The organism is Leucobacter chromiisoli, from assembly GCF_016522505.1.
GTDB classification, from domain to species: domain Bacteria; phylum Actinomycetota; class Actinomycetes; order Actinomycetales; family Microbacteriaceae; genus Leucobacter; species Leucobacter chromiisoli.
The window spans coordinates 45,058-70,150 of the sequence record NZ_JAEHOH010000011.1 but is presented as its reverse complement, the minus strand read 5'-3'; the positions used below and the strand labels follow the sequence as shown (position 1 = coordinate 70,150).

General features: G+C 69.0%; 27 protein-coding genes and 2 tRNA genes. 18 read left to right on the top strand and 11 right to left on the bottom strand.

The genetic code is table 11. The features are described 5' to 3' along the window. Positions 1–20: 20 nt before the first annotated feature. From JD276_RS08885 to JD276_RS08855, 7 genes are all read left to right on the top strand, one after another. Entirely contained in the window at positions 21–1,274 is a 1,254-nt protein-coding gene (locus JD276_RS08885; RefSeq protein ID WP_200115288.1) for a glutamate-5-semialdehyde dehydrogenase, read from the top strand. A gap of 57 nt (positions 1,275–1,331) precedes the next feature. Continuing rightward, a complete protein-coding gene (locus JD276_RS08880; RefSeq protein ID WP_200115287.1) occupies positions 1,332–1,544 on the top strand; it encodes a hypothetical protein in 213 nt (70 codons plus the stop codon). Between the two features lie 5 nt (positions 1,545–1,549). After that, a complete protein-coding gene (gene nadD, locus JD276_RS08875) occupies positions 1,550–2,155 on the top strand; it encodes a nicotinate-nucleotide adenylyltransferase (RefSeq protein ID WP_372432836.1) in 606 nt (201 codons plus the stop codon). Between the two features lie 49 nt (positions 2,156–2,204). Beyond that, the gene (locus JD276_RS08870) at positions 2,205–3,647 is read left to right on the top strand and encodes a hypothetical protein (RefSeq protein ID WP_200115286.1); all 1,443 of its coding nucleotides are present in this window, start codon (positions 2,205–2,207) and stop codon (positions 3,645–3,647) included. Positions 3,648–3,685: 38 nt separating this feature from the next. Continuing rightward, the gene (rsfS, locus tag JD276_RS08865) at positions 3,686–4,078 is read left to right on the top strand and encodes a ribosome silencing factor (protein ID WP_307866509.1); all 393 of its coding nucleotides are present in this window, start codon (positions 3,686–3,688) and stop codon (positions 4,076–4,078) included. Between the two features lie 59 nt (positions 4,079–4,137). Next, positions 4,138–4,213: transfer RNA gene (locus JD276_RS08860), tRNA-Ala, on the top strand. A gap of 293 nt (positions 4,214–4,506) precedes the next feature. Next, entirely contained in the window at positions 4,507–5,490 is a 984-nt protein-coding gene (locus JD276_RS08855; RefSeq protein WP_200115285.1) for a hypothetical protein, read from the top strand. 44 nt (positions 5,491–5,534) lie between these two features. Here the strand turns inward: JD276_RS08855 and JD276_RS08850 are convergent, their stop codons facing one another. After that, the gene (locus JD276_RS08850) at positions 5,535–5,852 is read right to left on the bottom strand and encodes a hypothetical protein (protein ID WP_200115284.1); all 318 of its coding nucleotides are present in this window, start codon (positions 5,850–5,852) and stop codon (positions 5,535–5,537) included. A 179-nt stretch (positions 5,853–6,031) separates the two neighbouring features. Next, positions 6,032–6,439 carry a hypothetical protein gene (locus tag JD276_RS08845; RefSeq protein ID WP_200115283.1) on the bottom strand — a complete coding sequence of 136 codons (408 nt, stop codon included), beginning with the start codon at positions 6,437–6,439 and terminating at the stop codon, positions 6,032–6,034. 175 nt (positions 6,440–6,614) lie between these two features. On the opposite strand from JD276_RS08845, the gene JD276_RS08840 reads away from it, so the two are divergent. Beyond that, on the top strand, positions 6,615–7,424 hold the full coding sequence (locus JD276_RS08840) for a GIY-YIG nuclease family protein (RefSeq protein ID WP_200115282.1): 810 nt from the start codon (positions 6,615–6,617) through the stop codon (positions 7,422–7,424). 74 nt (positions 7,425–7,498) lie between these two features. Continuing rightward, positions 7,499–8,512: a hypothetical protein gene (locus JD276_RS08835; RefSeq protein ID WP_200115281.1), complete on the top strand. Its 1,014-nt coding sequence runs from the start codon at positions 7,499–7,501 to the stop codon at positions 8,510–8,512. A 62-nt stretch (positions 8,513–8,574) separates the two neighbouring features. Here JD276_RS08835 and JD276_RS08830 read toward each other — a convergent pair whose 3' ends face one another. Then, the gene (locus tag JD276_RS08830; RefSeq protein ID WP_200115388.1) at positions 8,575–8,823 is read right to left on the bottom strand and encodes a helix-turn-helix domain-containing protein; all 249 of its coding nucleotides are present in this window, start codon (positions 8,821–8,823) and stop codon (positions 8,575–8,577) included. 468 nt (positions 8,824–9,291) lie between these two features. Further along, complete coding sequence (locus JD276_RS08825; RefSeq protein ID WP_200115280.1) at positions 9,292–9,864, bottom strand: hypothetical protein; 573 nt, start codon at positions 9,862–9,864, stop codon at positions 9,292–9,294. 10 nt (positions 9,865–9,874) lie between these two features. Here JD276_RS08825 and JD276_RS08820 point away from each other — a divergent pair, with 10 nt between their 5' ends. The 3 genes from JD276_RS08820 to JD276_RS08810 all read left to right on the top strand — a co-directional run bounded on the left by JD276_RS08820 (position 9,875) and on the right by JD276_RS08810 (position 12,992). After that, positions 9,875–10,462, top strand: coding sequence for a hypothetical protein (locus tag JD276_RS08820; RefSeq protein WP_200115279.1), 588 nt, complete (start codon positions 9,875–9,877; stop codon positions 10,460–10,462). Between the two features lie 47 nt (positions 10,463–10,509). Continuing rightward, positions 10,510–12,363, top strand: coding sequence for a helicase HerA-like domain-containing protein (locus JD276_RS08815; RefSeq protein WP_200115278.1), 1,854 nt, complete (start codon positions 10,510–10,512; stop codon positions 12,361–12,363). Between the two features lie 140 nt (positions 12,364–12,503). Further along, the gene (locus tag JD276_RS08810) at positions 12,504–12,992 is read left to right on the top strand and encodes a Dps family protein (RefSeq protein ID WP_200115277.1); all 489 of its coding nucleotides are present in this window, start codon (positions 12,504–12,506) and stop codon (positions 12,990–12,992) included. Positions 12,993–13,043: 51 nt separating this feature from the next. Here the strand turns inward: JD276_RS08810 and JD276_RS08805 are convergent, their stop codons facing one another. After that, positions 13,044–13,913, bottom strand: a complete 870-nt coding sequence (locus JD276_RS08805; RefSeq protein ID WP_200115276.1) for a siderophore-interacting protein — start codon at positions 13,911–13,913, stop codon at positions 13,044–13,046. A 140-nt stretch (positions 13,914–14,053) separates the two neighbouring features. Here JD276_RS08805 and JD276_RS08800 point away from each other — a divergent pair, with 140 nt between their 5' ends. From JD276_RS08800 to JD276_RS08790, 3 genes are all read left to right on the top strand, one after another. Next, positions 14,054–15,070, top strand: a complete 1,017-nt coding sequence (locus JD276_RS08800) for a DNA topoisomerase IB (protein WP_200115275.1) — start codon at positions 14,054–14,056, stop codon at positions 15,068–15,070. A gap of 78 nt (positions 15,071–15,148) precedes the next feature. After that, positions 15,149–15,832, top strand: coding sequence for a flavodoxin family protein (locus JD276_RS08795; protein WP_200115274.1), 684 nt, complete (start codon positions 15,149–15,151; stop codon positions 15,830–15,832). Positions 15,833–15,839: 7 nt separating this feature from the next. Continuing rightward, positions 15,840–16,352, top strand: a complete 513-nt coding sequence (locus JD276_RS08790; RefSeq protein WP_200115273.1) for a CinA family protein — start codon at positions 15,840–15,842, stop codon at positions 16,350–16,352. A 16-nt stretch (positions 16,353–16,368) separates the two neighbouring features. On the opposite strand, the gene pdxY is transcribed toward JD276_RS08790, so the two are convergent. Beyond that, on the bottom strand, positions 16,369–17,220 hold the full coding sequence (pdxY, locus tag JD276_RS08785) for a pyridoxal kinase PdxY (protein WP_200115272.1): 852 nt from the start codon (positions 17,218–17,220) through the stop codon (positions 16,369–16,371). A 113-nt stretch (positions 17,221–17,333) separates the two neighbouring features. Between pdxY and gluQRS the strand changes: the two genes are divergently transcribed. Beyond that, complete coding sequence (gluQRS, locus tag JD276_RS08780) at positions 17,334–18,308, top strand: tRNA glutamyl-Q(34) synthetase GluQRS (RefSeq protein WP_200115271.1); 975 nt, start codon at positions 17,334–17,336, stop codon at positions 18,306–18,308. On the opposite strand, the gene JD276_RS08775 is transcribed toward gluQRS, so the two are convergent. From JD276_RS08775 to JD276_RS08765, 3 genes are read right to left on the bottom strand one after another with little or no spacing between them, the layout of a single operon-like run. Further along, on the bottom strand, positions 18,309–18,650 hold the full coding sequence (locus tag JD276_RS08775) for a spore germination protein GerW family protein (protein ID WP_200115270.1): 342 nt from the start codon (positions 18,648–18,650) through the stop codon (positions 18,309–18,311). A gap of 36 nt (positions 18,651–18,686) precedes the next feature. Further along, entirely contained in the window at positions 18,687–19,910 is a 1,224-nt protein-coding gene (locus JD276_RS08770; protein WP_307866508.1) for an MFS transporter, read from the bottom strand. Beyond that, a complete protein-coding gene (locus JD276_RS08765; protein ID WP_200115269.1) occupies positions 19,907–20,743 on the bottom strand; it encodes an SGNH/GDSL hydrolase family protein in 837 nt (278 codons plus the stop codon). The genes JD276_RS08770 and JD276_RS08765 overlap by 4 nt, the downstream gene beginning before the upstream one ends. A 69-nt stretch (positions 20,744–20,812) precedes the next feature. Between JD276_RS08765 and JD276_RS08760 the strand changes: the two genes are divergently transcribed. Together JD276_RS08760 and JD276_RS08755 are read left to right on the top strand one after the other, a co-directional pair. Then, complete coding sequence (locus JD276_RS08760; RefSeq protein ID WP_200115268.1) at positions 20,813–22,633, top strand: DEAD/DEAH box helicase; 1,821 nt, start codon at positions 20,813–20,815, stop codon at positions 22,631–22,633. A 162-nt stretch (positions 22,634–22,795) separates the two neighbouring features. Beyond that, positions 22,796–22,881: transfer RNA gene (locus tag JD276_RS08755), tRNA-Leu, on the top strand. Between the two features lie 68 nt (positions 22,882–22,949). Here JD276_RS08755 and JD276_RS08750 read toward each other — a convergent pair. Together JD276_RS08750 and JD276_RS08745 are read right to left on the bottom strand one after the other, a co-directional pair. Beyond that, positions 22,950–24,248 (bottom strand): MFS transporter, encoded by a 1,299-nt coding sequence (locus tag JD276_RS08750; RefSeq protein WP_200115267.1) that lies wholly within the window; start codon positions 24,246–24,248, stop codon positions 22,950–22,952. Beyond that, positions 24,245–24,727 carry an SDR family NAD(P)-dependent oxidoreductase gene (locus JD276_RS08745; RefSeq protein WP_200115266.1) on the bottom strand — a complete coding sequence of 161 codons (483 nt, stop codon included), beginning with the start codon at positions 24,725–24,727 and terminating at the stop codon, positions 24,245–24,247. Before JD276_RS08745 ends, JD276_RS08750 begins: the two co-directional genes overlap by 4 nt. Positions 24,728–25,093: the final 366 nt, after the last annotated feature.

Here is a 25,093-nt window from a genome sequence, read left to right as displayed (position 1 = left end):
CCGCCGATACACTGGGGAGCATGCACGCTCAGGATCCCTTCCTCGCCAAGCTCGGCGATGCCCGCCTCGCCGCCAAGAAGCTCGCCAACGCCACGACCACGCAGAAGGACGCCGCTCTCGAGGCGATCGCGGCGGCGATCGAGCAGGGCGTCGACGAGATCGTCGCGGCGAACGCGCAGGATCTCGAGCGCGGGCGCGAGTCGGGCCTCGGCGAGGGACTGCTGGATCGCCTCAAGCTCGACGAGGCGCGGCTCCGCGGCCTCGCCGGGGCGGTGCGCGAGGTCGTCGCGCTGCCGGATCCCGTCGGCCAGGTCGTGCGCGGCAGCACCCTCGCGAACGGGATCGCGATCAGCCAGGTGCGCGTCCCCTTCGGCGTGATCGGGGCGATCTACGAGGCGCGGCCCAACGTCACGGTCGATATCGCCGCCCTCGCCCTGAAGAGCGGCAACGGCGCGGTGCTGCGGGGCGGCACCGCCGCGGAGCGCACCAACGCCGTCCTCGTGGCGCTCATCCAGCGCGCCGTCGGCAGCGCCGGCCTCGACGGCGAGGCGATCCAGACCGTCGACGAGTTCGGCCGGGAAGGAGCCTCGCGCCTGATGCGGGCGCGCGGCTACGTCGACGTGCTGATCCCGCGGGGGAGCGCCGGCCTCATCTCGACGGTCGTGCAGGAGTCGACGGTGCCCGTCATCGAGACCGGGTCGGGGATCGTGCACGTCTTCGTCGACGCGAGCGCCGACGAGGAGACCGCCGTCGAGATCGTGAAGAACTCGAAGACCCACCGGCCGAGCGTGTGCAACGCGGCCGAAACGCTGCTCGTGCACCGCGACGCCGCGGATCGTCTGCTGCCGCGACTCGCGAGCGAGCTCGTCGGCGAGGGCGTGCTGCTCAGCGGCGACGAGGCGGCACGCGCCCTCGCGGGGGAGATCTCGGCCGCGGGCGAGGAGACCTGGTCCACCGAGCACCTCGCCCTCGAGATGGGCGTGCGGGTCGTCGACTCCCTCGACGAGGCGCTCGAGCACATCGAGCGGTACTCGACGCGGCACACCGAGGCAATCGTGACCCGCGACTACGCGAACGCCGAGCGCTTCCTGGCCGAGGTGGACTCCGCCGCGGTGATGGTGAACGCCTCGACCCGATTCACCGACGGCGGAGAGTTCGGCTTCGGCGCGGAGGTCGGCATCTCGACGCAGAAGCTGCACGCGCGGGGCCCGATGGGTCTGCAGGAGCTCACGAGCACGAAGTGGCTCGTGCGCGGCTCCGGGCAGATTCGCTAGCCGATACCGCTAGACTGGGTGACGTTTCATCGACCGTTAGGAATGCTGGGGATCACAATGTCTCTTCTCGCCACGATCACCGCCGCCGCAGAGGGCGGCCACCACATCGTCAACGAGCTGCCGTTCCCGGCGCCCCTCTTCGGTGCCATCGCCCTCACCGTGTTCGTCGCTCTGGCGGCGGTCACGTTCAGCTTCCGCGACGTGGCCAATCGCCACGCCGAGAAGGCCGAGGCCTACGCCCGCGAGCACGGTGACGCACAGCACCACTGATCGCCGTGTCTGCTAAGCGCCGCATCGGGGTGATGGGCGGCACCTTCGATCCGATCCATCATGGGCACCTGGTGGCGGCCAGCGAGGTCGCGCAGAGCTTCGACCTCGACGAGGTGATCTTCGTCCCCACGGGGCAGCCCTGGCAGAAGAGCAACGTCACCGAGAGCGAGCACCGCTATCTGATGACGGTGATCGCGACGGCCTCGAACCCGCGATTCACCGTGAGCCGCGTCGACGTCGACCGCGAGGGCTTCACCTATACCGTCGACACGCTGCGCGAGCTCAAGGCCGCGCTGCCCGACGCGGACCTCTTCTTCATCTCCGGGGCCGACGCCGTCGAGCAGATCCTGAGTTGGAAGGACGTCGATCGACTCTGGGAGCTGGCTCATTTCATCGCGGTTTCACGGCCCGGGCACGAGCTGTCGCTTTCTGGATTGTCAGGCGAGCACGTAAGCTTATTGGAAGTGCCTGCGCTGGCGATTTCATCGACAGATTGCCGCAGCCGCGTCGCTCGTGGGTTCCCCGTGTGGTATCTCGTTCCGGACGGTGTGGTGCAGTACATCGCAAAGCACAAGTTGTATACCGACGGAAGCGACGGATCAGATGAGTGAGCATGAGGAGCCCCGCCCGCTGAGCAGGCGTGAGCGACGCTTGCGGGAGATGGCCGAGGCATCGTCTTCGCCCGAATCCGAGGCGCCGGCGCCGCAGTCGCCTGCTGCAGACGACACCGGGGCGATAGATCTCAGCGATCTCGAGGGTGTCGACGAGATCGAGATCTCGCCGGTCGATGAGAACGGCAACCCGCGCAGCCGTCGTGAGATGCGCGAGCTGCGTGCGCAGGCGATCGAGGCGCTCCGCGCCGAGGCTGCGCGCGAGCGGGAGGCCGAGGCCCAGCGGGCCGAAGAGGCAGCGGTGCGGGAGGCCGAGGAAGCCGCTGCCCGGGAGGCCGATGCTGAGGCAGCTCGCCTGGCCGAGGCTGCGCGCGAGCAGGAGGCCGCCCGACTGGCGGAGGAGCGGTGTCTCGCTGCGGAGCGCGCCGAGACGGAGCGCGCTGAGGCGGAGCGCGCCGAGGCGGAGCGCGCCGAGGCCGAGCGGGCGGCCCGGCAGGCGGAAGCCGCGGGCGAGGATGCCGGGGGGCTGGCGTTCGATGATGTGCTCGCGCCGACCCAGCCGTTCACCGTGGCCGATCTGCAGGAGGCGGAGCGCCCCTCGGACTCGGCGCAGGCGGTGGACGCGGAGGATGTCGCAGAGGCGCACGAGCCGGACGAAGCCGCGGCCTCGGATGAGGCGGTGCCGGCTGCGGGCGAGCAGAAGCCGCGGAGGCGGATGCCCTGGCGCCGGAACTCCGAACCGCAGCCCGCCGCGGAGGCCGCGCTCGAGGACGCCGTTGAGCAGCAGCCGGACCCCGCGCCCCAGGATGCGCCGGGCACCGAGGCCGAGGCGGCGACCGAGGCCGAGGTGCTCCCTGAGGACCGGGAGGAGGCCGCGGAGCCTGGAGCGGACGCCGTGCCCGGCGCGAAGAGCGCCTCCTCGCAGTCGAAGGGGTACTCCTTCCCCGACATCGTCCCTCCCGAGGAGTGGCGGTCGGTGTTCGACGATCCCGAGACGCGGGTCACGCCGTCGCCGATGCCCGAGCAGCAGGCGAACGGCCAGGGCGGCGACTTCGACGACCTGATCTCGCGCGCCGTCGCGCAGGAGGGCGGCACCGGCTCGTCGACCTCCGCGCTGATCCTTCCCTCGATGCCCAACGACGGGCGTCTCTCCGGGCCGATCGGCGAGACGGGCGAGCTCTTCGTCACCGGCTCGATCGATCTGCCGAGGTCGCTGGGGGAGACGGGCGGCCATGCGGCTCTGCACGAGTCCGTGGAGGTCGACTCGGAGGATACGGCGTTCGACCACCAGGCGGCGAGGGAGCAGGGATCCGGGCCCGTGGCCGCTCGACGCGCGGTCAGCGCGATGGTGCCCTCCAGCGTTCCCGTGGTGAGCGAGACCAAGAAGGAGCGCAGCAAGCTCCCGCTCGTGCTCTCGCTGACCGGCGGGGCTCTCCTGCTCGGCGTGGGCGCCCTGGTGGTCTGGGGCGCCAGCAACGGGATGTTCGGCTGAGCCGACTCCGAGAACGATGATGCGTGTGAAAGGTAACCGTGACTGAATCCCGTGACGTGCTGAGAGACCTGGGGCTCGCGGTGCGCGCCGCCGACGACAAGGGGGCTACGGCGCCGGTCGCGCTCGACGTGGCCGAGCAGTTCGGCCTCGCCGACGCCTTCCTGATCGTGAGCGGCAGCGTCGAGCGCAACGTCCAGTCGATCTCGGACGCGATCGAGGACGCGCTGAACGACGCAGGCGTGCGCACGGTGCGCCGCGAGGGTCGTGAGAGCGGCCGCTGGATCCTGCTCGATTTCGGCGATCTCATCGTCCACGTCTTCCATCAGGAGGAGCGCGACTTCTATCAGCTCGAGCGGCTGTGGAAGGACTGCCCGGCGATCAATCTCGCATCGGTGCTTGACACGCCAGGGGGTGCGGCCGATTTGCAATAGCCTCCCTCGGGTGGTTTAGAATAGAAGAGTTGTCGGGGGAGAATTCGTCCGACTTCCACGGGTCTGTGGCGCAGCTGGTAGCGCACCTGCATGGCATGCAGGGGGTCAGGGGTTCGAGTCCCCTCAGATCCACCATAAGAGGCTTACTGCAATCGGTGTCTTCGTAAACGCCGTTTGGTAAGGCTAGCCATAGGTTTTGTAGTGGGCTTCGCTGTCCTTCTCTATCACGGCGGTCGTGGCTGGATGAGCACTATCTCGTGCTCTCCGGCTCGACCGCCGCTTTCCTTTCGCAACACGTTTACGACAGAGTGCCAGTACACCCGTTCTTAGCGTTCTCGGAGTGGTGCTACATGAGAACTGCAGTCCGTCTTCCCTCACCACCCTGGGGCACATTAGAAAATGAATGCGCCTCCTGAAAGGATGGAAGCATGGCTGAACCACGGGCGCGCCGGAGCTTAGCGCAGAGCGCCATCGCTATGGGTGCCACGCGTGAGATCACCACACTGTCGGCATTTGCAGGGATCGACCTGGCGAAGTTGGCCGCGCAAGTCACCAATCATGATGCGCTTACCTCGGCAGCGGCTGCCCTTGCGCGCTCCTCCTACGGGGAGATCGCACAACAAGCGATAGCACGCCTTCAGACGTTCGACAGCAGCAAGCTCATTGCGGACGCCGTCCGGGTGACGCGCATGACCGAGCAGATGAGTAAGACGTACGCGTCAGCAGCCCAGAACATCAGATGGCAGGAGCTTGCCCGCGCTACTAACGCGATGCTTCCTGATGCGCGGCTGCTCGCGGTGGCAGCGAATGCAACCTCGGTGACGCAGAACATACTCGCGCAGGCAGTTGCTTCAATAGAGGCTTTGAACGTAGACAGGCTCATCAGGCAAGTAGCGTCGGTTTCCCTTCCAGTCGAATCACCTGCTGCTGTCTCGGATGAGCTCATCCTCGAGGTTGTGGACCACCTTGGCCACAACCTCGCAGAGGAGGACATCGCCTCAATTGAAGGTGAGCTGCTCGAAGGGGCTGACCCTGTCTTGGAGTCGGTTTGGGTGCGCGCTGCTCAGGTTGCTGTCCGCGTGCAAGAGAAGTTTCCTGAGTGGTCAGATCGAGTAGCTCGCCGCCTGGTGGTCGTTGCATATAGCGCCTTGCTCGTGTGGGCTGGGCTCATCGCAGAAGACGTGGAAGAGTACCGCCCCGATGATTTCGGAGTCTTCGTATTTCTGCTTGTGATCGCCTCGAGCTTGAGCCCGGAGGCGCTTCTTGCCTCGAGTGCCAAGCCGAGTGAAGGCCCACTCAGCAGACCCTGCTCGACCTGCAGCGCTAGTTCGGGGCAGATGTGTGTCACCGTCCGGGGTGCAAATCCAGGCAGTACAGCTGGGCGCTTCCATGCCGCTCGTCAACACTTCTGAGGGCGAGGCTTCTGCGGATAACAGAACAAGAAGGGTCTCGTCTTCTACTTGCGACGATTTAACTGTCGTGCGTCTAACCGTATCTCGACGCCTGCTCGACGGAGATATTTCGCGATCGTTTCCGGTTTCTGACCCATGATCTTTGCCACTTCATTCATGGACCGTTTCTCCACTTCGTAGAGGTGGCGTATCTTCGCGATGTTCTTGTCGTAGCTCGGAGCACGCGAACGGATCGGAATGCCTGCTTTCTTGAATTTCCAGTAAATCGTGCTTCCTGTCGTGCCGAAGCGTTCCCCGATCGCCTCAAGCGAGAGCTTGTCTTGTAGGTACATGCGTCGAGCAACCTCGAGATCCAGGTTCACGCGTGGAATGCCTGGCTCTCGAAGTTGGCCGCCTACTTCTCCGAGGTATTTCGCGGTGGTATCATGTGAGAGATCGACTCGTTTCCCTACTTCCGCAATGGTGAGCTTCTCATCTTCGTAGAGGCGTCGTATCTTGCGGCGCAGGGGATCAAGGGCTACGCGAGAGCGAATATCGTGTTCTAGTACCGGAAACGGGTTCTTGTAGCGGCCAACGGGTCGCGCTGCGAACAGGAACTGGGGGCGTTGTCCCAGACGAATGCCGACATATCGTCGAAGAGTCCCTCCGCCACAAACACTCGATGCTTCAGCTGATCCTCCACGGCTAGTTCCAGGATCCCGCCGACGTCCTTGAGTAGCGTGACTTCCAACCACGCCGCATCATCGAAGACCTCTGGCAGCTTCTCCATGACTTGCTGAAACGCTGCCCGCGGGAGAACCGCTTTGATCTTCTGAGGGGCCGGCGAATAGAACTCGGCCATGCCGTCGGCGCCGTTGAGCATTTCTAATCGCAGGACCGTGACGCCAGAAGGGAACGACCTGTTCTGGTCGAGAGGTGTTGTAGAGGGGTGAGAATTGCGTTCCGTCATACTTCAGCGTCTGACTATGCGCCAAGAGGCAAAAGAAGTCAAGGGTGACAGTCATCACTCCGTTTTCCTCGACGTGGATCCATTCCCGTACCGCCTTGGCAAGCCTGTCTGCGTCTCGTGGCAAGCTGGTACATGACACCTCTGGTGCGCCTCGGACAGGAAGAAACTCTCATCTATGGCATTGACGTTTGGCCCGATTCTGAGCGACGCGGGTATCGACCTAGCCGACGCGCTTGTCATTCGGCATGCGTACGTGAAACAGCACGAAAATGGCTTCTCCGGCATCCACGCAGACTCGACCGACCAGGAGATCCTCGAGTACACCTGGAATCAGGCAGCGGACCCCCAACGGTTCCCTTCGGTGCCACCGCGCTTCTGGGTCGTCTTCGTCAAGGAGGGCGGTGACCAGGCGCGGCTCTGGTCGGTGCTTGAGAACCGAGGAGAGGTCACTAACGATGGCGAGCGACGAGTCTTCGATCTTGTTGCATCGGAGCACATGGAGGATCTCCAGCATCGCTTGGTGATCGAGTGGCGCTCGCCGCGCAGTTGGTGGATGCGGGCCGCGACAGCGGCGAGTTACGCCGTCATGGGCATCGCCGACGCGGAACCAGTACCCTTCCCGGGGTTCGATCACCTCATCCTTGACTATGCGCTGCTCCAAGCGGTGATGCGCGAACACCGCTACGCCTCATGGCGCACCGCATTGTCTTCGGTCATGGGCGTATATCTCATCACGGATACGCGCGATGGCCGCCAATACGTCGGTAAGGCCGACGGGGCGGAGAGCATTCGGCAACGATGGAACGTCTACGCCGCAAATGGGCACGGCGGGAACGTGGAACTACGAAGCCTCAACCCGGCAAGCTTCCGCTTCTCGCTGCTACGAGTGTTTGACCCGGCGACACCGGCTTCGGTTATTGATGCTGCCGAGAGCCACTTCAAGACCGCGCTCGATACTCGCAGGCACGGGCTGAACAGGAACTAGATACACCGCAGCAGCAGGCCTCGAAGTGTCACAGGAGTCCGAAGTGGTAGCCATCGAGAGGGCATGATGGAGTCATGCAAAATCAGTTTGCCCTAGCACTCGACGCTCTGCATGCATCTCTCTTGCTAGGCCTTGGCGACTGGCTTCGCAGCCTGACCGCTACGGATATCGGAAACTTGATAAATCTGTTGACAGGACTGGGAACGCTCGCGCTCGCCTTCTTCGCATTCCGTCAGGCTCGAGACAACAGACGACTCATCAAGTTGGGCGAACGCCAAGCCGCTACCGCAGAAGCGCAGGCTAAGAACTCTGCTGATTCCGTCAAGGTAGCGCTCGAGGTGCAGCAGGAAGCTATCCGCGCACGAGCTGATCAAGACGCCCCGAGAGTCACCGTTGACTTCTCACCCGCGATAGGCCCGCTTGTCGATGGACACAGGGACGGAATGCCGAATGCGGGCCAGCTTCGCCTATTGGATCCGCAATCGATCGAGCGCTCCCAGCCGCTCGGGGACCGCATGCTCGCATGGCCTCGGAATAGAGATACCTTCATTTGGTATCGAGGGTTTGCCGTCCTGACCAATGAAGGACGTACGAGCGCGCGCGTAAGGCTGCCGAGCGAGGCAGTGTTTGTCGAGGAAGACGACCAGGGAAGCCCACGACTACCGCTTCCGAAGACCGTCACATTCTCAGCGATGCAGGAAGCCGTTCTGCCACCGGGCGCTCAGGCACGTTTTATGTGGGGTGCCGGAAAGCCCCTCCATGAATGGATCGACGGACATCAGCGCTTTCAGGAGCGGCCTCCGGGAAGCGCGATCTGGCAGTGGATCGTCGCCTTTGACCCGCGCGACAATGGCGTCATCGACACGATCCTCGCGCTACTTGAACCCGAGCCCGTGCAGAAGGTGGTGGGAGAAGATGGCGCGTGGGAGGCACGACGTGACGCCTCACACGTTACCGTCCATGTCTTGCCGATCAAACGCGGATATCGTTTTGAGGGAGCGGCCACGGAAGATCTCTCTGCAATGTACGATCACCACGGTGTCGATAAGTACGGTAACCGCTTAGTTTCAGGAACTGATTCTGATTGAAGCTCTGAACCCTTGCCGTGAGCCTGGACACTCTCGAACGCGTGGATCACAGCAGATACTAGCTACCGTGCCCGGCCGTGGGGATCGCGCATGGAGACACCCTGTTTAAGGAGGGCCGCCCGAATCGTCGTGGCGTTGAAGCCGAGTTGCTTACCCACTGTCGCTAACGAGAGCCCGGACTCGTAAAGTTCAACAGCTCTGGCTTTCTGATGATCGTTGAGGCCTTTCGGGCGCTTAGAGGTGCCGTTGCGACCGAGCACGATGCTCACTGTCACACGGTGGATCCCGTATTTCTCGGCGATCTGATTCATAGCCAGCCCTGATTCATAGTCTGAGATGATCGATGATTCAGTCTCCCGCGGCAGGTGCTTCCCCGCCCTGGCCGCGCGCGGAGGGAGCGGTGCTCTTACGGGGGCGATGGGCTGAAGTTGCGCTTGTGCTTTGATGATTAGGTCATCAATTTGACGGGTCGTAAATTCAAGATTGCAGTAGTGGCGTAGGAGCCCCACTCTTAAATCGCCTCATGAGCAGGCATTTCCCGGATACTGTGACAGGGTTTCATCCTGTGCCAACATCTTCGCCAATATCGGCAGGAGATGTGCTCATGGTTTCCGTTCGTTCCCGCACCAACAGGGACGGGTCTGTCCTGGCGGGTGAGGTTCCGCATCGGCGGCCGGCGACGCTCCGAGAGCGGGTTCGGTGCTTTCTCGACCCCGAGAACGGCCTGCTCGGCGGCATCGCCACGGACACTCGCGAGAAGTACCGGCGGGGGTGAAGAATCAGCGGGAGGGCTGTTCTTCGCGCGGGATCAGCAACCTCGGGATCAGCCCGTACCAGAGCGTCACGACGAACACCAGCATCCAGGTCCCGAGCGAGGCCTGTTCTACCGATTCCGCGTAGAAGGTGGCTCCCGCGGGCACCACCCAGGCAGCGGCGACGAACGCGGTGATCGTGCCGAGAATCGTCACGGCCTTCCGAGTGTCCCCGTCATCGTGGCTCGGCAACAGTAGCGTCAGGAGGCCGATGGCGAAGAGCAGTGCTGTTCCGATCAGGCTCATCAGGTACAGCGGCTCGGTGAGACGGAACTCTCCTGATCGAATCGGCCGACCGCATCGCCACTGCGAAGCCCGCATGGGCGTGGGCAACCCCGTGTCGACGCGGTCGCCGGGGACGCCCCCGCTGGCCGCACGGCTGCCGGCCCCTGCAGAAAATGAGTGCGGGGCGGCGTGCGCGCCAGCACTTCTACCAAGCGGGGTCCGCGGCGACGGCACGATCGAAGTCCGCGTCGGCGAGCGGCGCGTGTTCCCGCCGGCGCGGTGATCCGAGCCCAGGGGCGACAGCGTGAGATACAATCGTTACATTGTGCCTGTCGTTCTCCCGGTCTCCCGCTCCGCCTCGTCCCCGTGGTCCCGCGCCCGCGGCGTCGGGGCGGCCGCCGCGGCCCTCGTGTTCTTCGGAAGCGTCGTCACCGCGCCGTTCTCGATGTCGACGGCGTTCGCCGACGAGGGTCGAGCGGCGGTGCACGACAGCCGGAACGCCCAGGGGCTGACCTCCGCGGATGCGTCGGAGCCCGGGTTCGACGTCGACGTCTCCGCGGTGGAAGAGGTGCCGAGGGCGGGTGCCGGCGACTCGGGATCGGCCGGCGCGGCGTCGGAGGACGAGCCGCCGTCCGACGCTCTCTACACGCTGGAGCAGTTCATGTTCAGCGGAGTCGTCAACTGGGGCGGGTACAAGTTCACCTATTACAGTCAGCAGGTGCTCCCGGGGCAGGGGCTGCAGATCCCGGGTCGCCACGTCAACGCGGCGGGGTACGTCAGCGACGGCGACGGCTACATCGTGCTCGCGGGCTCGGCTCCGAAGGGCACCGTCGTGGACACGCCCTTCGGCTCCCGAGGCAAGATCTACGACCGGGGCACCTTCGGCAACCATCTCGACGTCTACATCCGCTGAGCTCGGCGGCGGTCGCACGGCCTCCGACTCGCGGTAGCATCGCAGGCATGAGCGACGACGTCGAGACCCTGCGCATCCGGTTGGCCGAGGCGGAGGCCCGGGCGAAGGAGGCGGAGGCGGAGGCCGCTCGCGCGAAAGCCGAGGCCGCCCGCGCCGCGCTCGCGCAGGCGGAGGGAAACGACGCAGGGCAGGCAGGAGGCGCGCCGCACGTCGAGGCGGCGGAGGCGCAGGCGGCGCCGGAAGCGCCGCAGGAGACCGGCCCCGTCGCGCCCTCCGTCGCGGGGGAGACCTCGTCCTTCGCCCGGGGCGTCGCCGAGGGGTACGCCTTCGATGATCCCTCGATCACGATCGGCACGCTGCTCGACGGGGGAGTGCCCGTCCCCGACGTCACCGTGAGCATGCCGCTCGCCGTCTTCAACCGGCACCTGCTGGTCGCCGGCGCGACCGGCACAGGTAAGACCCGCACGCTGCAGCTGCTCGCCGAGGGGCTCTCCGCCGCCGGCAGCTCGGTGCTGCTGTGCGATGTGAAGGGCGACCTCACGGGCCTCGCGGAACCGGGCGCGAGTTCCGAGAAGCTGCAGCAGCGCACCGGCCAGAACGGCCAGGCGTGGCAGCCGAACGCCTTCCCGGTCGAGCTGCTCGGGCTCAGCGGCGTGGAGTCCGAGGCCCCCGGTGCCGTGGTGCGCGTGCCGATCTCGGACTTCGGCCCGATCCTGCTGGCGCGCGCCCTCGACCTGAACACCACGCAGGAGCAGGCGCTGCAGCTGATCTTCGCCTGGGCCGACGCGCAGGGCCTCGAGCTCGTCGACCTCTCGGACATGCGCGCGGTGATCGCGCACCTCACGTCCGAGGACGGCAAGGAGGTGCTCGCCTCCCTCGGCGGGGTCTCCAAGGCCACCGCCGGCGTGATCCTGCGGGCCCTCACGGCCCTGGAGGCCCAGGGCGGCGGCGAGTTCTTCGGGCAGCCGGGCTTCGACACGGCCGATCTCATGCGCCTGGTCGACGGTCGGGGCGTGATCTCGCTGCTCGGCGTGGGCGACATGTCGCGCAGGCCCGCGCTCGTCACGACGGTCATCATGTGGCTGCTGGCCGATCTGTTCTCCGAACTGCCGGAGGTGGGCGACCCCGAACGGCCGAAGCTGGTGTTCTTCTTCGACGAGGCGCACCTGCTCTTCGCGGATGCGACCAAGGAGTTCCTCCGCCAGGTCGTGCAGACCGTGCGACTGATCCGCTCCAAGGGGGTGGGGGTCGTGTTCGTGACCCAGACGCCGAAGGACATCCCCGCCGACGTGCTCGCCCAGCTCGGTTCCCGCGTGCAGCACGCGCTGCGCGCCTCGACGCCCGACGACGAGAAGAAGCTCCGGCAGACCGTCAACACCTTTCCGAGCACGGAGTTGGATCTCGCCGAGGTGCTCACGACGCTCGGCACGGGCGAGGCCGTCGTCACGGTGCTCGGGCCGGATGGACGGCCCACACCGGTGGCGGCGGCGAGCATCTGGGCGCCGGCCTCCGTCATGGGCTCGGCGCAGGAGGCGACCGTCCGCGCGCTGGCCGCGGCCTCCCCGCTGACGGAGAAGTACGCGAAGGCCGTGGATCCGGTGTCGGCCGCCGAGAAGCTGGCCGAGCGGGCCGCCGCGGCCGAGCTGCAGCGGCAGCGCGACACGCAGGCGGCCGAGGCGGCGGCCGCCGCCGAGAAGCGGGCCAGGGAGGAGGCCGCCGCCGCGGCGAAGGCGCAGAAGCGGGCCGAGGCCGAAGCGGAGCGGGCCCGTCGGTCGGCCGAGCGGGCGGCGCAGCGGCGCAGGGGGACCATCGAGCAGGCGATCGGCTCGGCGCTGCGCTCGGCCGGGACCCAGATCGGCCGGGAGATCACCCGGACGATCTTCGGCACCCGGCGCCGGTGACAGCTTAGCCTTACCTTTCCTGCCCTTGATCTGGGGTTTAGCCTAGCCTCACCTTGCTTGCGCGGTGCGGAAATCGGCGTATCTTTGAGAGTGTCAGATCACACGGATCGTCATCATCGATCACAGAAGGGACCAGCGACATGGCCACCAAGCAGATTCAGGTTCCCGCAGCCCAGGGCGATTACAGCCGCCCCACCGGCGTCGAGCACTACCTCAGCCCGGTAGTCCACGATCTCGTCGCCCTCGCGGTCAACGGCAAGCAGGCGCACTGGCATGTGCGGGGCGAGAACTTCATCGGCGTGCACGAGTTCCTCGACGTCGTAGTGGAGCATGCCCAGGACGGAGCGGACACGGTCGCCGAGCGGATCGTCGCTCTCGGCCTGCCGGTCGACGCCCGACTGGGAACGGTCGCCGAGCGCGCCTCGACCCCCGCGCTGAGCGCCGGGTTCCAGCAGTCCAAGGTGACCGTTCGCGAGGTCGTCGCGCAGATCGACGCGACGCTCGAGACCGTCTACGCCGCCGTTCGGGGGCTCGAGGAGGTCGACCCGGTGAGCCAGGACATCGCGATCGCGATCGCTCAGCAACTCGACAAGGACCGTTGGTTCCTGTTCTCCCACTTCGCGGAGTAGGCGCAGGGGCTCGGGCGCGTCGGCGTCCCGCTCCCGCACCGGAGGCCGGCCTCACTCATCGGGATCGCTCGGATCGAGCGGTGCGTGATGATCGAGGTCGGCCTTTCCGCGCTTCCAGTAGCCGTCGGCGGAGACCTGCTGCTTCGGCAGACGCAGTTCTCTCCGGAGGTAGCGCCGCAGGGGGATGAGGGCCCGCGCCTCTCCCGCCAGGAAGACGAAACCGCCCTCCGGTACGGCGAGAGCGCGCAACGCCGCCTCCCGCTCGACGTCCCGGCCGGGGCCGGAGAACCAACGGACGATTCGTCCCGCCGGTCCGGAGCCCGGGACGGTGTTCGCGGTCTCCTCGAGGTAGGCCGCCGTCGATGGATCCTCGACCGAGACGAGGCAGGTCACGGGTGTCTCCGGTCCGAACGCCGCGAGCCAGCGCGCGGTGGCGGGGAGCGAGGTCTCGTCGGCGACCAGGATCGCCTCGGTCACCCCCGTGGGAGTCAGCTGCGAGCCGCGCGGGCCGGCCACGCCGATCCGGTCGCCCGGACGCGCTCGCGCCGCCCAGGCCGATGCTGGCCCGCCGTCGCCGTGCAGCACGAAGTCGATGTCGAGCTCGGGGCCGTGATCGCCCGCCTCGCGGAAGGCCAGCGGCGTGTAGTCCCGCGAGAGCGGCTTGCCGGCCTTCGGCTTCTTGATGCCCTCCTCGGTGACGAGCGGCATGATCAGCTCGCCCCCGTCGGGGCGCGGGAAGAACACCTTGACGTGGTCTGCGGGCCCGGGAGCGGTGAAGCCCCGCAGGTCCTCTCCGCGGAGGGTGATCCGCGCGATCGCGGGAACCACGCGGCGCACGGCTGCCACCTCGAGGGTGCGCACCGCCAGCGGGTGCCGGGTGCGTTCGCGGACGACGGTGGTGGGACGCTCGGGAGTCTTCATATTCTCAGCACCAGCCTTCTCCGTTCCGCAAGGGCCGGGCGTGTCCGGCCCCGAGCGTGCATACTCGATACATCGCATATCCGACGCACGTCTGATGATGAACTCATGCTAGCCCACGGGCTGCGGGGAGGGGAGAGCCGTTGGCTCGGGGGACTCGATCGCGACGCGCCCGCCTGTCGATCTCGCGGGAGGCCGTCGATGAGGGCTTCGCGTACCGCCTGCGCGGCAGGCTCATCACCTCGAAACGCGAGATCGCGAGGATCGAGAAGCTCGCGATCCCGCCGGCGTGGACCGACGTCGAGATCTCCCGCTCGCCGTCCGCCAAGATCCTCGCACGGGGAACCGATGCGGCGGGCCGCACTCAGGCGATCTACCATCCGGCCTTCCGCAGAAAGCAGGAGCGGGCCAAGTTCGACCGCCTCCAGCGCTTCGCCGAGCGGCTCCCCGAGCTGCGCAGCCAGGTCGAGCGCGATCTGCGCCGCAGGAGGCCGGGGCGCGACAAGGTGGTGGCGTGCGTCGTGACGCTGCTGGACCGCCACCTGCTGCGCGTCGGCAACCACGTGTACGCCGAGCGGCACCGCAGCTACGGGGCGACGACGCTGCGGAGGAAGCATGTGCGGACCACCTCGACGAAGGCGTCCTTCGACTTCATCGGCAAGAGCGGCAAGCGGCACCGCATCGAGGTGCGGGATCCGCGGATGGCGCGCATTCTCGGGGAGCTGCGGGATGCGCCCGGCTACGAGGTCTTCCGCTTCATCGACGACGAGGGGAGCTGGCACGACGTCAACAGCCGTCACGTGAACGCCTACGTGAAGCGGTACGCGGGAGAGGAGTTCTCGGCCAAGGACTTCCGCACGTGGGGAGGCACGGTGCTGGCGGCCGCGGCGCTCCTCGAGGAGACGGACGACGGGCGCGACGGGGGAGCCGACCGCGCAGACGCCGCGCGGCGGGTCGTGAAGCAGGTCGCCGAGCGCCTCGGCAACACGCCCGAGGTGACGCGCTCCTCGTACATCGACCCGAGAATCCTCGCCGCCTACGAGCGGGGGGACGCGTTCGACCGCGTGCGCGCCGCCCGGAAGCGGATGCGCCCCCGCCGCTACCTCAGCGTGGACGAGCAGTGCACGCTGAGGCTGCTCCGGACCGACATCGACGGGTGACTGCCGCGCCCGTAGACCACGGCCGACCTTCTCGTCAAGCCGCTTGCCCGGTCGGCTCGCACGGGCAGACTCGGAGACATGAGTACCTCGAACCCGAACCCCGAACCGACGAGCACGGGAGCCGCGGGCGGTTCCTCCGCAGGATCCCCGCACGGCCTCAACGCCGTCGCGCTCACCTGCACGCTCAAACCGTCGCCCGCTCCGTCCAGCAGTTCGCGCATCGCCCAGCAGATCCTCTCCGAGCTCGGTGAGCTGGGCATTCCGGGGGCCGAGATCCGGGTGGTCGACCACGACGTCGCGCCGGGCGTCGAGACCGATATGGGCGAGGGCGATCAGTGGCCGACGATCCGCGAACGGGTGATGGCCGCGGACATCCTGGTCATCAGCACTCCGACGTGGGCCGGCCGGCCCTCCAGCGTCGCCCAGCGGGTGGTGGAGCGGCTCGACGCAGAGCTCTCGGAGACGCAGGCCGACGGGCGGCCGAGCCTCTTCGACAAGGTCGCGCTCGTGGCGGTGGTCGGCAACGAGGACGGAGCGCACGCCTGCGTCGCGCAGCTCTTCCAGGCGCTCGACGACTTCGGCTGCACCATCCCCGCCCAGGGCTGCACCTACTGGAACGGAGAGGCCATGCAGAAGACGGACTACCTCGACCTGGAGGAGACCCCCCAGGCGACGGCGTCGGCCACGCGCACGGCGGCGGCGAACGCGGCGCACCTCGCGCGGCTGCTGTCTGATCGCGGCTACCCCGCTCCCGGCGAGTGAGCCGCGCATGAGTCAGCAGTCGACCGACCTGGCCTCGCCCCTGCCCGAGGCGCTCTCGGTGCTGGCCGCGATCTCGGAGGTCTCGAGGAACCGGGAGCTCGCGGTCGCCAGCGCCGAATCGCTCACGGGAGGCCTGCTCTCCTCGCACCTGGCGGCGGCGGAGGGCGCATCCGAGTGGTTCCGGGGCGGTCTCGTCGCCTACGCCCGCAGCGTGAAGCACGAGGTGCTGGGCGTTCCGGAGGGTCCCGTGGTCTCGGCGCGAGCCGCGGCCCGGATGGCGGTGGGGGTGCGGCAGCTGCTGCGCGCCGACTACGCCGTCGCGGTGACGGGGGCCGGCGGACCCGATTCCCAGGACGGGCGGCCGCCGGGCACGGTCTACATCGGCACGGTGGGCAGGAGCGGCCGGCAGAACATCGAACTCGTGGAGCTCGACGCGGATCCGCAGGAGGTGCTCCGCCAGACCGTGCTGCGCGCGCTCGAAGCCCTCCTCACGTGCATGGAGGCGGGCGAGCTGCGCTGAAGCCGCCCGCGCGAGACTAGCGCAGTCGGCGCGGCTCGAAGCGCATGCTCGGGCGGGCGTACGCCTCCTGGGATTCGACGAGCCGCAGCTCTCGGCTCTCCGCGGCGAGGGTGTTCTCCAGCAGCTCGAACACGCTGGACGCGGTGCGGGCGAGCGCATCGGCGGCGTCGCCGGTGCGCGCGAAGTGCGCCGAGAACAGGGCCGCGGTCACGTCGCCCGAGCCGTTCACCGTGAAGGGCAGGTGCGGGGTCTGGACGATCCAGGCCTCCTCGCCCGCCGCGGCGAGCATCTCGATGGTGCCGTCGGGGCGATCCGGGCGCTCGACGCTCGTCACGAGCACCGTACTCGGCCCCAGCTCGCGCGCGCGGTCGACGGCCTCGAGCGTCGAGTCGAGCGTGTCCGGGCTCGTACCCGTGATGAATCCGAGCTCGAACTGGTTCGGGGTGATGAGGTCGGCGCGCGGCACGACCCGATCCCGGATCAGGTCCTGCACCTCCGGCGCCACATGGCAGCCCGACTTCGCGTTGCCGAGCACCGGGTCGCAGGCGTAGATCGCATCGGGGCTGCGGCGCTTCACACGGGCGACGGCGTCGAGGATGGCGTCGCCGATGTCGTCGCCGCCCTGGTAGCCGGAGAGCACGACGTCCACGCCGTCGAGCCCGCCGCGCTCCTCGATGCCGGTGACGATCTCCCGCACGTCGTCCCCGGTCAGCATGGGCCCGCGCCAGGAGCCGTAGCCGGTGTGGTTCGAGAAGCAGACCGTGAAGACGGGCATGACCTCGATGCCGAGGCGCTGCAGGGGGAACACGGCCGCCGAGTTGCCGACGTGCCCGTAGGAGACCGAAGACTGGATGGAGAGAACGCGCATGGCACCGATCCTTCCACCGGTCCGGGCGATGGACCAATGCGGGGCTTCCGCGATGGACCAACACAGGCGGCGATCCTCTGCGGACGGGGCGGCCGACGTGGGAGAATCGCGGGATGCGGGAATCGGAGCGATCTACTCTCGGGGGCGGCAGCACCGGCGACGGCGTCGGAGCCGGCCGCTACGCGCCGAGCCCCTCCGGCGACCTCCACCTGGGCAACCTGCGCACGGCGCTCGTGGCGTGGCTCTTCGCCCGCTCGAGCGGGCGCCGCTTCCTCATGCGGATCGAGGATCTCGACCGGGCCCGCGACGCCGGCGCCGCGGCCTCCCAGCTCCGCGACCTCGCCGCGATCGGGATCGACTGGGACGGCGACCCCGTGATCCAGACCGATCGAGCCGTCGACCACGAGGCGGCCATCGCCTCCCTCGACGCGCGCGGCCTCGTCTACGAGTGCACCTGCACCCGCCGGGACATCCTCGCGGCGCCCACGGCACCCCATGCGCCGCCGGGCGCCTACCCCGGCACCTGCAGGAACCGCGGGGACGCCGAGCGCGCCGCCGCTCGGGAGGCCATCGCGCCGCGACGCCCGGCGCTCAGGCTGCGCGCGCCGGAGGGCCTCTCGGAGCTGGGCTTCGACGACGCCCTGCTCGGGCCGATGTCGGGGGCCGTCGACGATCTCGTGCTGCGGCGCGGCGACGGCACCGTCGCCTACAACCTCGCGGTCGTCGTGGACGACGCCGCGATGGGCGTCGACCAGGTGGTGCGCGGCGACGACCTCGCTCCGTCCACGCCCCGACAGATCCTGCTGCAGCGGCTGCTGGGACTGGACACCCCCGAGTACGCCCACGTACCGCTCGTGCTGGGGCCGAACGGTGCTCGCCTCGCGAAGCGCGACGGAGCGGTGACGCTCGCGGAGCTCCGCGAGTGCGGCACCGACGCCGGCGCCGCACGCGGCATGCTCGCCGAGTCGCTCGGGCTCGCCTCCCGGGGGGAGCGCCCGAGCGCCCGGCTCCTCATCGACCGCTTCGACCCGGAGCTGCTGCCCCGGCGGCCGTGGGTCTGGACGCCGGGGAGCGACGGGGTCGGGTGATCAGCGCTTGAGCGCGCGCACGATCCGCGCGATGACGCGTCCCGCGACCCACACGAACGGCACGCCGACGACGAGGAGGGCGATGGTGTTCGGCTCGAAGCGGGTGTAGCCGTCGCGGGTGACGTAGGCGCCGACCGGGAGCGACGCGCCGCCGCCACCGCCGCCCGATCCCTCGCCCTCGGCCGCCGAGCCGCCGGCGCCGCCCTCGCCGGCCCCGAAGCCGTACCAGGTCGCCGCGACGGGGATGATGGTCGTGCCCTCCACCTCGACGGCGTCGCCGTAGGCGGCGTGCACGCCGACCGAGGTCACGGTGTCTGCAAGTTCCTTCGTGAGATTCGCCATAGCCCCAGGGTACGCGCCCGGGGCTCCGAGCGACAGCTATCCCCTCGCCTGCGCGCGGCGCTCGAGCCCGCGGCTCAGCACGACGAGCAGGAACCCGCCCGCGCTCAGCGCCACGGCGACCCAGACGGGGGAGACGAGACCCCACCCCGCGGCGATCACGGCCCCGCCGAGCGCCGCCCCGAGGCTGTTGCCGATGTTGAGGGCGGAGTGGTTGATGGCGGCGGCGAGCGTCTGCGCCGATCCCGCGACGTCCATCAGGCGCACCTGCACCGACGGCGTCATGACGCAGCAGAGCATGCCGACGAGGAACAGCCCCGCGACGAGCGCAGCGGGGAACCGGGCGGTGAGGGCCAGGCCCGCGAGCGCGAGCCCGAGCAGCGGGAGGATCCTCGCGAGCGACGCCAACGGGTCCCGATCCGCGAGCCTGCCGCCGAACAGGTTGCCGAGGGTCATGCCGAGTCCGATCGTGGCGAGGATCCAGGGCACCGACGCCGTCGGCAGGCCGGTGTAGCCGGTGGCGAGCGGCGAGACGTAGCTGTAGACCGCGAAGAAGCCGCCGAAACCGATCGCGCCGATCCCCATGCCGAGCCACACCTGGCCGTTGCCGAGCGCCGAGAGCTCGGAGCGGATCGTCGCCCCCGCGGAGCCCGGCATGCGGGGCAGGGAGACGGCGATCGCAGCGGCGGCGAGGGCGAACAGCCCGGCGACCGCGAGGAACGCGACCCGCCAGCCGGAGGACTGGCCCAGCGAGGTGACCGCCGGCACGCCGACCACGTTCGACACCGTCAGCCCGAAGAGCACCGCCGCGACGCCGCGCCCGCGCCGACCCGGCCCCATGAGGTCCGCAGCGGCGAGGGAGGCGATCCCGAAGTACGCTCCGTGCGGGATCCCCGCGAGCAGCCGGGCGACGGCGGCCGTCTCGAAGGTGGGCGCGATCGCGGAGAGCGCGGTGAAGATCGCGAAGGCCGCCGTCAGCCAGACGAGCACGCGCCGTCTGGGGTACTTCGCGACCCACGCGGCGATCGTCGGCGCGCCGACCACCACGCCCAGCGCGTAGGCGGAGATCAGGATCCCCGTGCGGCCGTAGGCCTCCTCGGGCGCACGCGCGCTGAGCGCCGGCAGCAGGTCGTGGGCGATCTCGGGCAGCAGGCCCATCGCGGCGAACTCGTTGGCGCCGATCCCGAAGCCGCCGAGCGCGAGGGCGAGCAGCGCGGCCGTCGCGCCGCGCGATCCTGAAACGGTCCGTTCGCGGGCGGTCACTCCGCGGCGCCGCCGTGGCGGGGCGCGCGCATCGTCACGGCCTCCGGGCGCTTCGGCTGCACGTGGTCGCCCGACGACTGATGCTTGATGCGGCGGATCACCCACGGCACGAGGTGCTCGCGGGCCCACACGACATCCTCCTTGCGGGCCTGCCGCCAGCTCCGCACGGGCAGGGGAGGCGGGTCGAGCGGCCGGAGCTCGTGAGGCACGTTGAGCGCGTCGAGCGCCGCCCGGGCGATCGTGTGGTGGCCGAGCGCGTTCAGGTGCAGCCGATCGGTGGCCCAGTAGCGGCTGTCCTGCAGCTCCTCGATCGCCCACTGGTCGACGACGACGCAGTCGTGCTTCTGCGCGATCTTGCGCACGTTCTCGTTGAAGATCGCGACCTTGCCCCGGATCGACCGGAAGACCGGCTGGAACGCGACGTCGACGCCCGTGAACATCAGCACCGTCGCGCCTCCCTCGCGCAGGCGCTCCACCACCCGCTCGAGCAGAGCCGTCACCTCGTCGGGGTCGGACCCCGGCCGGATCACGTCGTTGCCGCCGGCGCACACCGAGATGAGGTCGGGGCGCAGATCGAGGGCCTGGTTCACCTGCTCCTCGGCGACCTGCTTGATGAGCTTGCCGCGCACCGCGAGGTTCGCATAGGCGAACTCGTCGTCGTAGCGATCCAGCACCTCGGCGAACCGGTCGGCCCACCCGCGCAGCCCGCCCGGGCTCTCGGCCTCGGGATCGCCGACGCCCTCGGTGAACGAGTCGCCGATCGCGACGAAACGCGACCACGGCAGCTCGATGCCCTGCTCCTCGGGCGTGGTCGTCGAGTGCTCCTCGGGCAACTGGTCCCTCCCTCTCTCGAGCGCGGTCGTGATGGGACCTGTCGCTTCTACCGGCTAGTCTAGAACGTTGTGACAGATTCGGACCACGGCCTCCACCTCCCCGGGACGAGTGCCGCCGAACACCTCCCTCCGGCGTATCCGGAGCGCGCCGCGCACGGAACGGCGGGCACGCTCCGGGCGTGGCAGGAGGAGGCGATCCGGCGCTATCTCGAGACCGAGCCGCGCGACTTCCTCGCGTCCGCCACGCCCGGCGCGGGCAAGACGACGTTCGCGCTCAGGCTCGCGTCGATCCTGCGCGCCAACCGCACCGTCGACCAGGTGATCGTGGTCGCGCCGACCGAGCATCTGAAGACGCAGTGGGCCGACGCCGCGGCACGGGCCGGGATCAGGCTGAACCCGCACTATGCGAACGGGGACGGCCTCGGCTACGGCGGCCACTTCCACGGCGTCGCCGTCACCTACGCGCAGGTCGCGATGAAGCCCGTGCAGCACCGCCTGCTCACGGAGGCCACCGACACGCTCGTGATCCTCGACGAGGTGCACCACGGCGGCGACGCCCTCAGCTGGGGCGACGCGATCCGCGAGGCCTACGGCACCGCGAAGCGCCGGCTCTCCCTGACGGGAACGCCGTTCCGCTCGGACGACGCGCCGATCCCGTTCGTGCAGTACGCCCCGCAGGGCGACGGCTCGAAGATCTCGATGACCGACTACGACTACGGATACGGGCGCGCGCTGGCCGACGGCATCGTGCGCCCCGTGATCTTCATGGTCTACGCGGGCAAGATGCGGTGGCAGACCTCGGCGGGCGAGGAGATGGAGGCCGCGCTGGGGGAGGGGAACACCAAGGATGTGACCTCCCAGGCCTGGCGCACCGCGCTCGACCCGTCCGGCGAGTGGATCGCGAAGGTGCTGCAGGCGGCGGACCGCCGCCTCACCGAGGTGCGGCATCAGATCCACGACGCCGGAGGCCTCGTCATCGCGACCGACCACGCCTCCGCGAAGGCCTACGCGCAGCAGCTGCACCGGCTCACCGGCGAGGAGGTCGCGCTGATCCTCTCCGACGACGCGGGGGCCTCCGACCGCATCGACGCCTTCTCCAAGGGCGACTCCCGATGGATGGTCGCCGTGCGCATGGTGTCGGAGGGGGTCGACGTGCCGCGCCTCGCGGTCGGCGTCTACGCGACCAGCTCGTCGACCCCGCTGTTCTTCGCCCAGGCGATCGGCCGCTTCGTGCGGTCGCGGCGGCGCGGCGAGGTCGCCTCGGTGTTCATCCCGAACGTGCCGGCCCTCATGCAGCTCGCCGCCGAGCTCGAGAAGGAGCGCGGCCACGTGCTCGAGGGGCCGAAATCGGCCGAGGAGATGTGGGACGCTGAGGCCGCGCTCATGGCCGAGGCGGAGCGCGAGGATCGCGCCTCGTCCGAGCTCGCGGAGGGCGAGGAATTCAGATACCAGGCGCTCGGATCCGACGCGCACTTCGACCGCGCCGTGTTCGACGGCGCCGAGTTCGGCGGCTACGCCGAGGTCGAGAGCGAGGAGGAGCTCGACTTCCTCGGCTTCCCCGGGCTGCTCGAGCCGCAGGAGGTGCGGGCGCTGCTGCAGCAGCGGCAGGCGAGGCAGGCGAAGCGCAGCGCCACCAAGCAGGGCCTGCTGGAGCACCCGCCCGAGCGCGCTCAGGCGCCCGAGGCGCTGCACCGCACCCTCGGCGAGCAGCGCAAGCTGCTGAACAGCCTGGTCGGCATGTGGTCGAAGGTCTCCGGCGAGCCTCACGGCGCGGTCCACACCGAGCTGCGCCGCGTATGCGGCGGCCCAGCGGTGGCCCAGGCCAGCGTGACCCAGCTGCAGAAGCGGATCGAACTGCTGCGCCGGCGCCTGCGCATGAGCGACGGCTGACCAGGCTGGGCCGCGGGCCGGGATCCCGTGGGCGGGATCAGCCCGATCGGGGGCGACGCGCCCGGCGGGCCCGACCCGATTCGTGAGGTGCGGGTGATCCGTGCTAAGTTATTATCTGTTCGGCCGGTGAGCGAGAGCGGATCGGCCGAAGCAGCAACATTCGCGCGGGTGGCGGAATTGGCAGACGCGCTAGCTTGAGGTGCTAGTGCCCGTATTAGGGCGTGGGGGTTCAAGTCCCCCCTCGCGCACGCGAATGAGAACGGCCCCAGGCCCGGGAGTGATTCCCGCGGTCGGGGCCGTTTCGCATGCGCGGCGGTCAGACCCGGGGTCTGACGAGCCGCGGGGCGAGCGTCGCCGACAGGAGGAGCGGCGCCGCGATGAACACCCAGGGGAGCGCGGCCGCCGCCGACGGCGCCGGAGTCGCGGACGCGAACGCGAAGAGCCCGCCCGCGGCGAGGTTGCCGACGAGCACCGCGACGCCTCCGCAGCTCGCGAGGAGTCCGAAGTAGGAGCCGGTGGGGCCGCCGCGCGCGAAGCCGGGCACGAGCCCCAGTGCCGTCGGGTTCACCGTCAGGTGCCCGAGCGTGAGGCACGAGACGGCGAGCACCACCGCCAGGAGGTGCGCCTGCGGGGAGATGCGGGCGGCGGAGCCCGTGGCGAGGACGAGGAAGCCGGCGGCACCCGTGAGGTACCCGGTGCGCAGCGCCGTCGCCGATCCGACCCTCGCGCACCAGCGGGCGATCGGCAGCTGCAGGACGATCGTGAGGATCGAGACCCAGGCGAACATGAGGCCGACGAGCTGCGGGGCGGAGTCGATGCTGCGCAGCTCGAGCGGCAGGGTGAGGTAGAGCTGATTGTAGGCGAGCAGATCCGCCGCGTGCAGCGCGGCGAACGCCGCGAAGCGGCGATCCCTGAGCGAGGCCCAGCCCGGTCGCGGCGACCCCGGTGCGCGTCGCGTCGCGTCGCGATTCCGATGGCGCCGCCGACCATTCGGGTCCCGCCTCGCGGACTGCCGCCGATCCGGCTCCCGCGGCAGCGCGCACCACAGGAACGCGCTGATCGCGGCGAAGAAACCGGCGCCCGAGCCCGCGACGGCGGCGAACCCCCAGTCGAGCAGCGCCGCGCCGATCAGCGGCCCGACGACGGCGCCGACCTCGCCGGTCACGCTCAGCCAGGCGAAGAGCGCGGCTCGCCGTCCCGGAGCGGGATCCGCGCGGGACCGCGCCAGCTCGGCCTCGGCGACGAGCGTGTTGAGACCGGGCGAGAAGAGCGCCCCGCCGAGCCCCGTGAGCACCGTCCCGCCGATGAACAGGCCGAGACGCGGCTCCTCCGTCCAGAGCGAGGCCGCCAGCGCGAGGAAGCCCGCGATGCGCACCGCGCAGCCCCAGAGGATCGTCGTCCGGGCGCCGATCCGGTCGGTGAGCGCGCCGCCGACGAGGAACATGCCCTGCTGCGCGAAGGTGCGCACGCCGAGGACGAGTCCGACGGCCGCTCCGCCCACTCCGAAGTCCTCGGTGAGCACCACCGCGATGAACGGGACGACGGCGTAGAAGCCGACGTTGAAGAGCAGCTGGGCGCCGAGGAGCGCGGGGGGGCGGCCGGGGCTCGCCCTCACGCCGTGAAGTTGGCGCTGTCGCCTCCGGTCGCGGCGAAGCTCGTGCCGCTGACCATGCGCGCCTCCTCGGAGGCGAGGAACACCACCAGCGGGGCGACGTCCTCGGGCTCGATCCACGGGACACCCAGGGGGAGCTTCTTCCGCTGCGCATCCGCCGCGGTCCGCTCGTCCTGCTCGACGTCGCCGGTCGGCTCGCCGCCGCCGAACCGCTCCACGATCTGCGCGAACCCCTCGCTCACCGCCGCACGATCCCGCTGATCGAGGATGACCGGCAGCCACTCGCCACCGGCATCCTCCACGAGCCTCCCGGTCTGCACGAGATCCTCGGGGGTGGCGGGGCCGTAGTCCATCGCGGAGCTGGCGGGAGCCGCGATATCGACGCCCGCGACGCGATACCCCGCACGCGCGAACGCGATCGCCGTCGCGCGACCGATGCCCCGCGCCGCTCCTGTGACGACCGCTACTCGTTCCGTGCTCATGCCGTCCCCCTTCTCGTCTGCGAGTCGTCCCAGCCTATCGCCGGTGGGTGCGTGCGCCGTGACGCGCAAGAACCCCCCCATATTGACGTTCACTGGGGATCTGATTAGGCTGAGGTCTAATTATAAATGAGAATCAATATCATCTATGGTTGGTAAATGAGCCGGCCAGGGAGGTGGCTGCGAACCATGGCGATGAGAGACCGTGCGGGGTCTCCCGGTCGTTCCGCTTCCGGCCACTCCCACCGGCTCGACCATCTTGCCGCAGGGGGAGCGCCGCGCTGCGGCTGCGGGCCCGAAGGGCTCGAGTCGCTCCGACATCGTGAGGAGGTTGACAACCAGCAGTAGACCGCATGCCCCGCTCAGGGC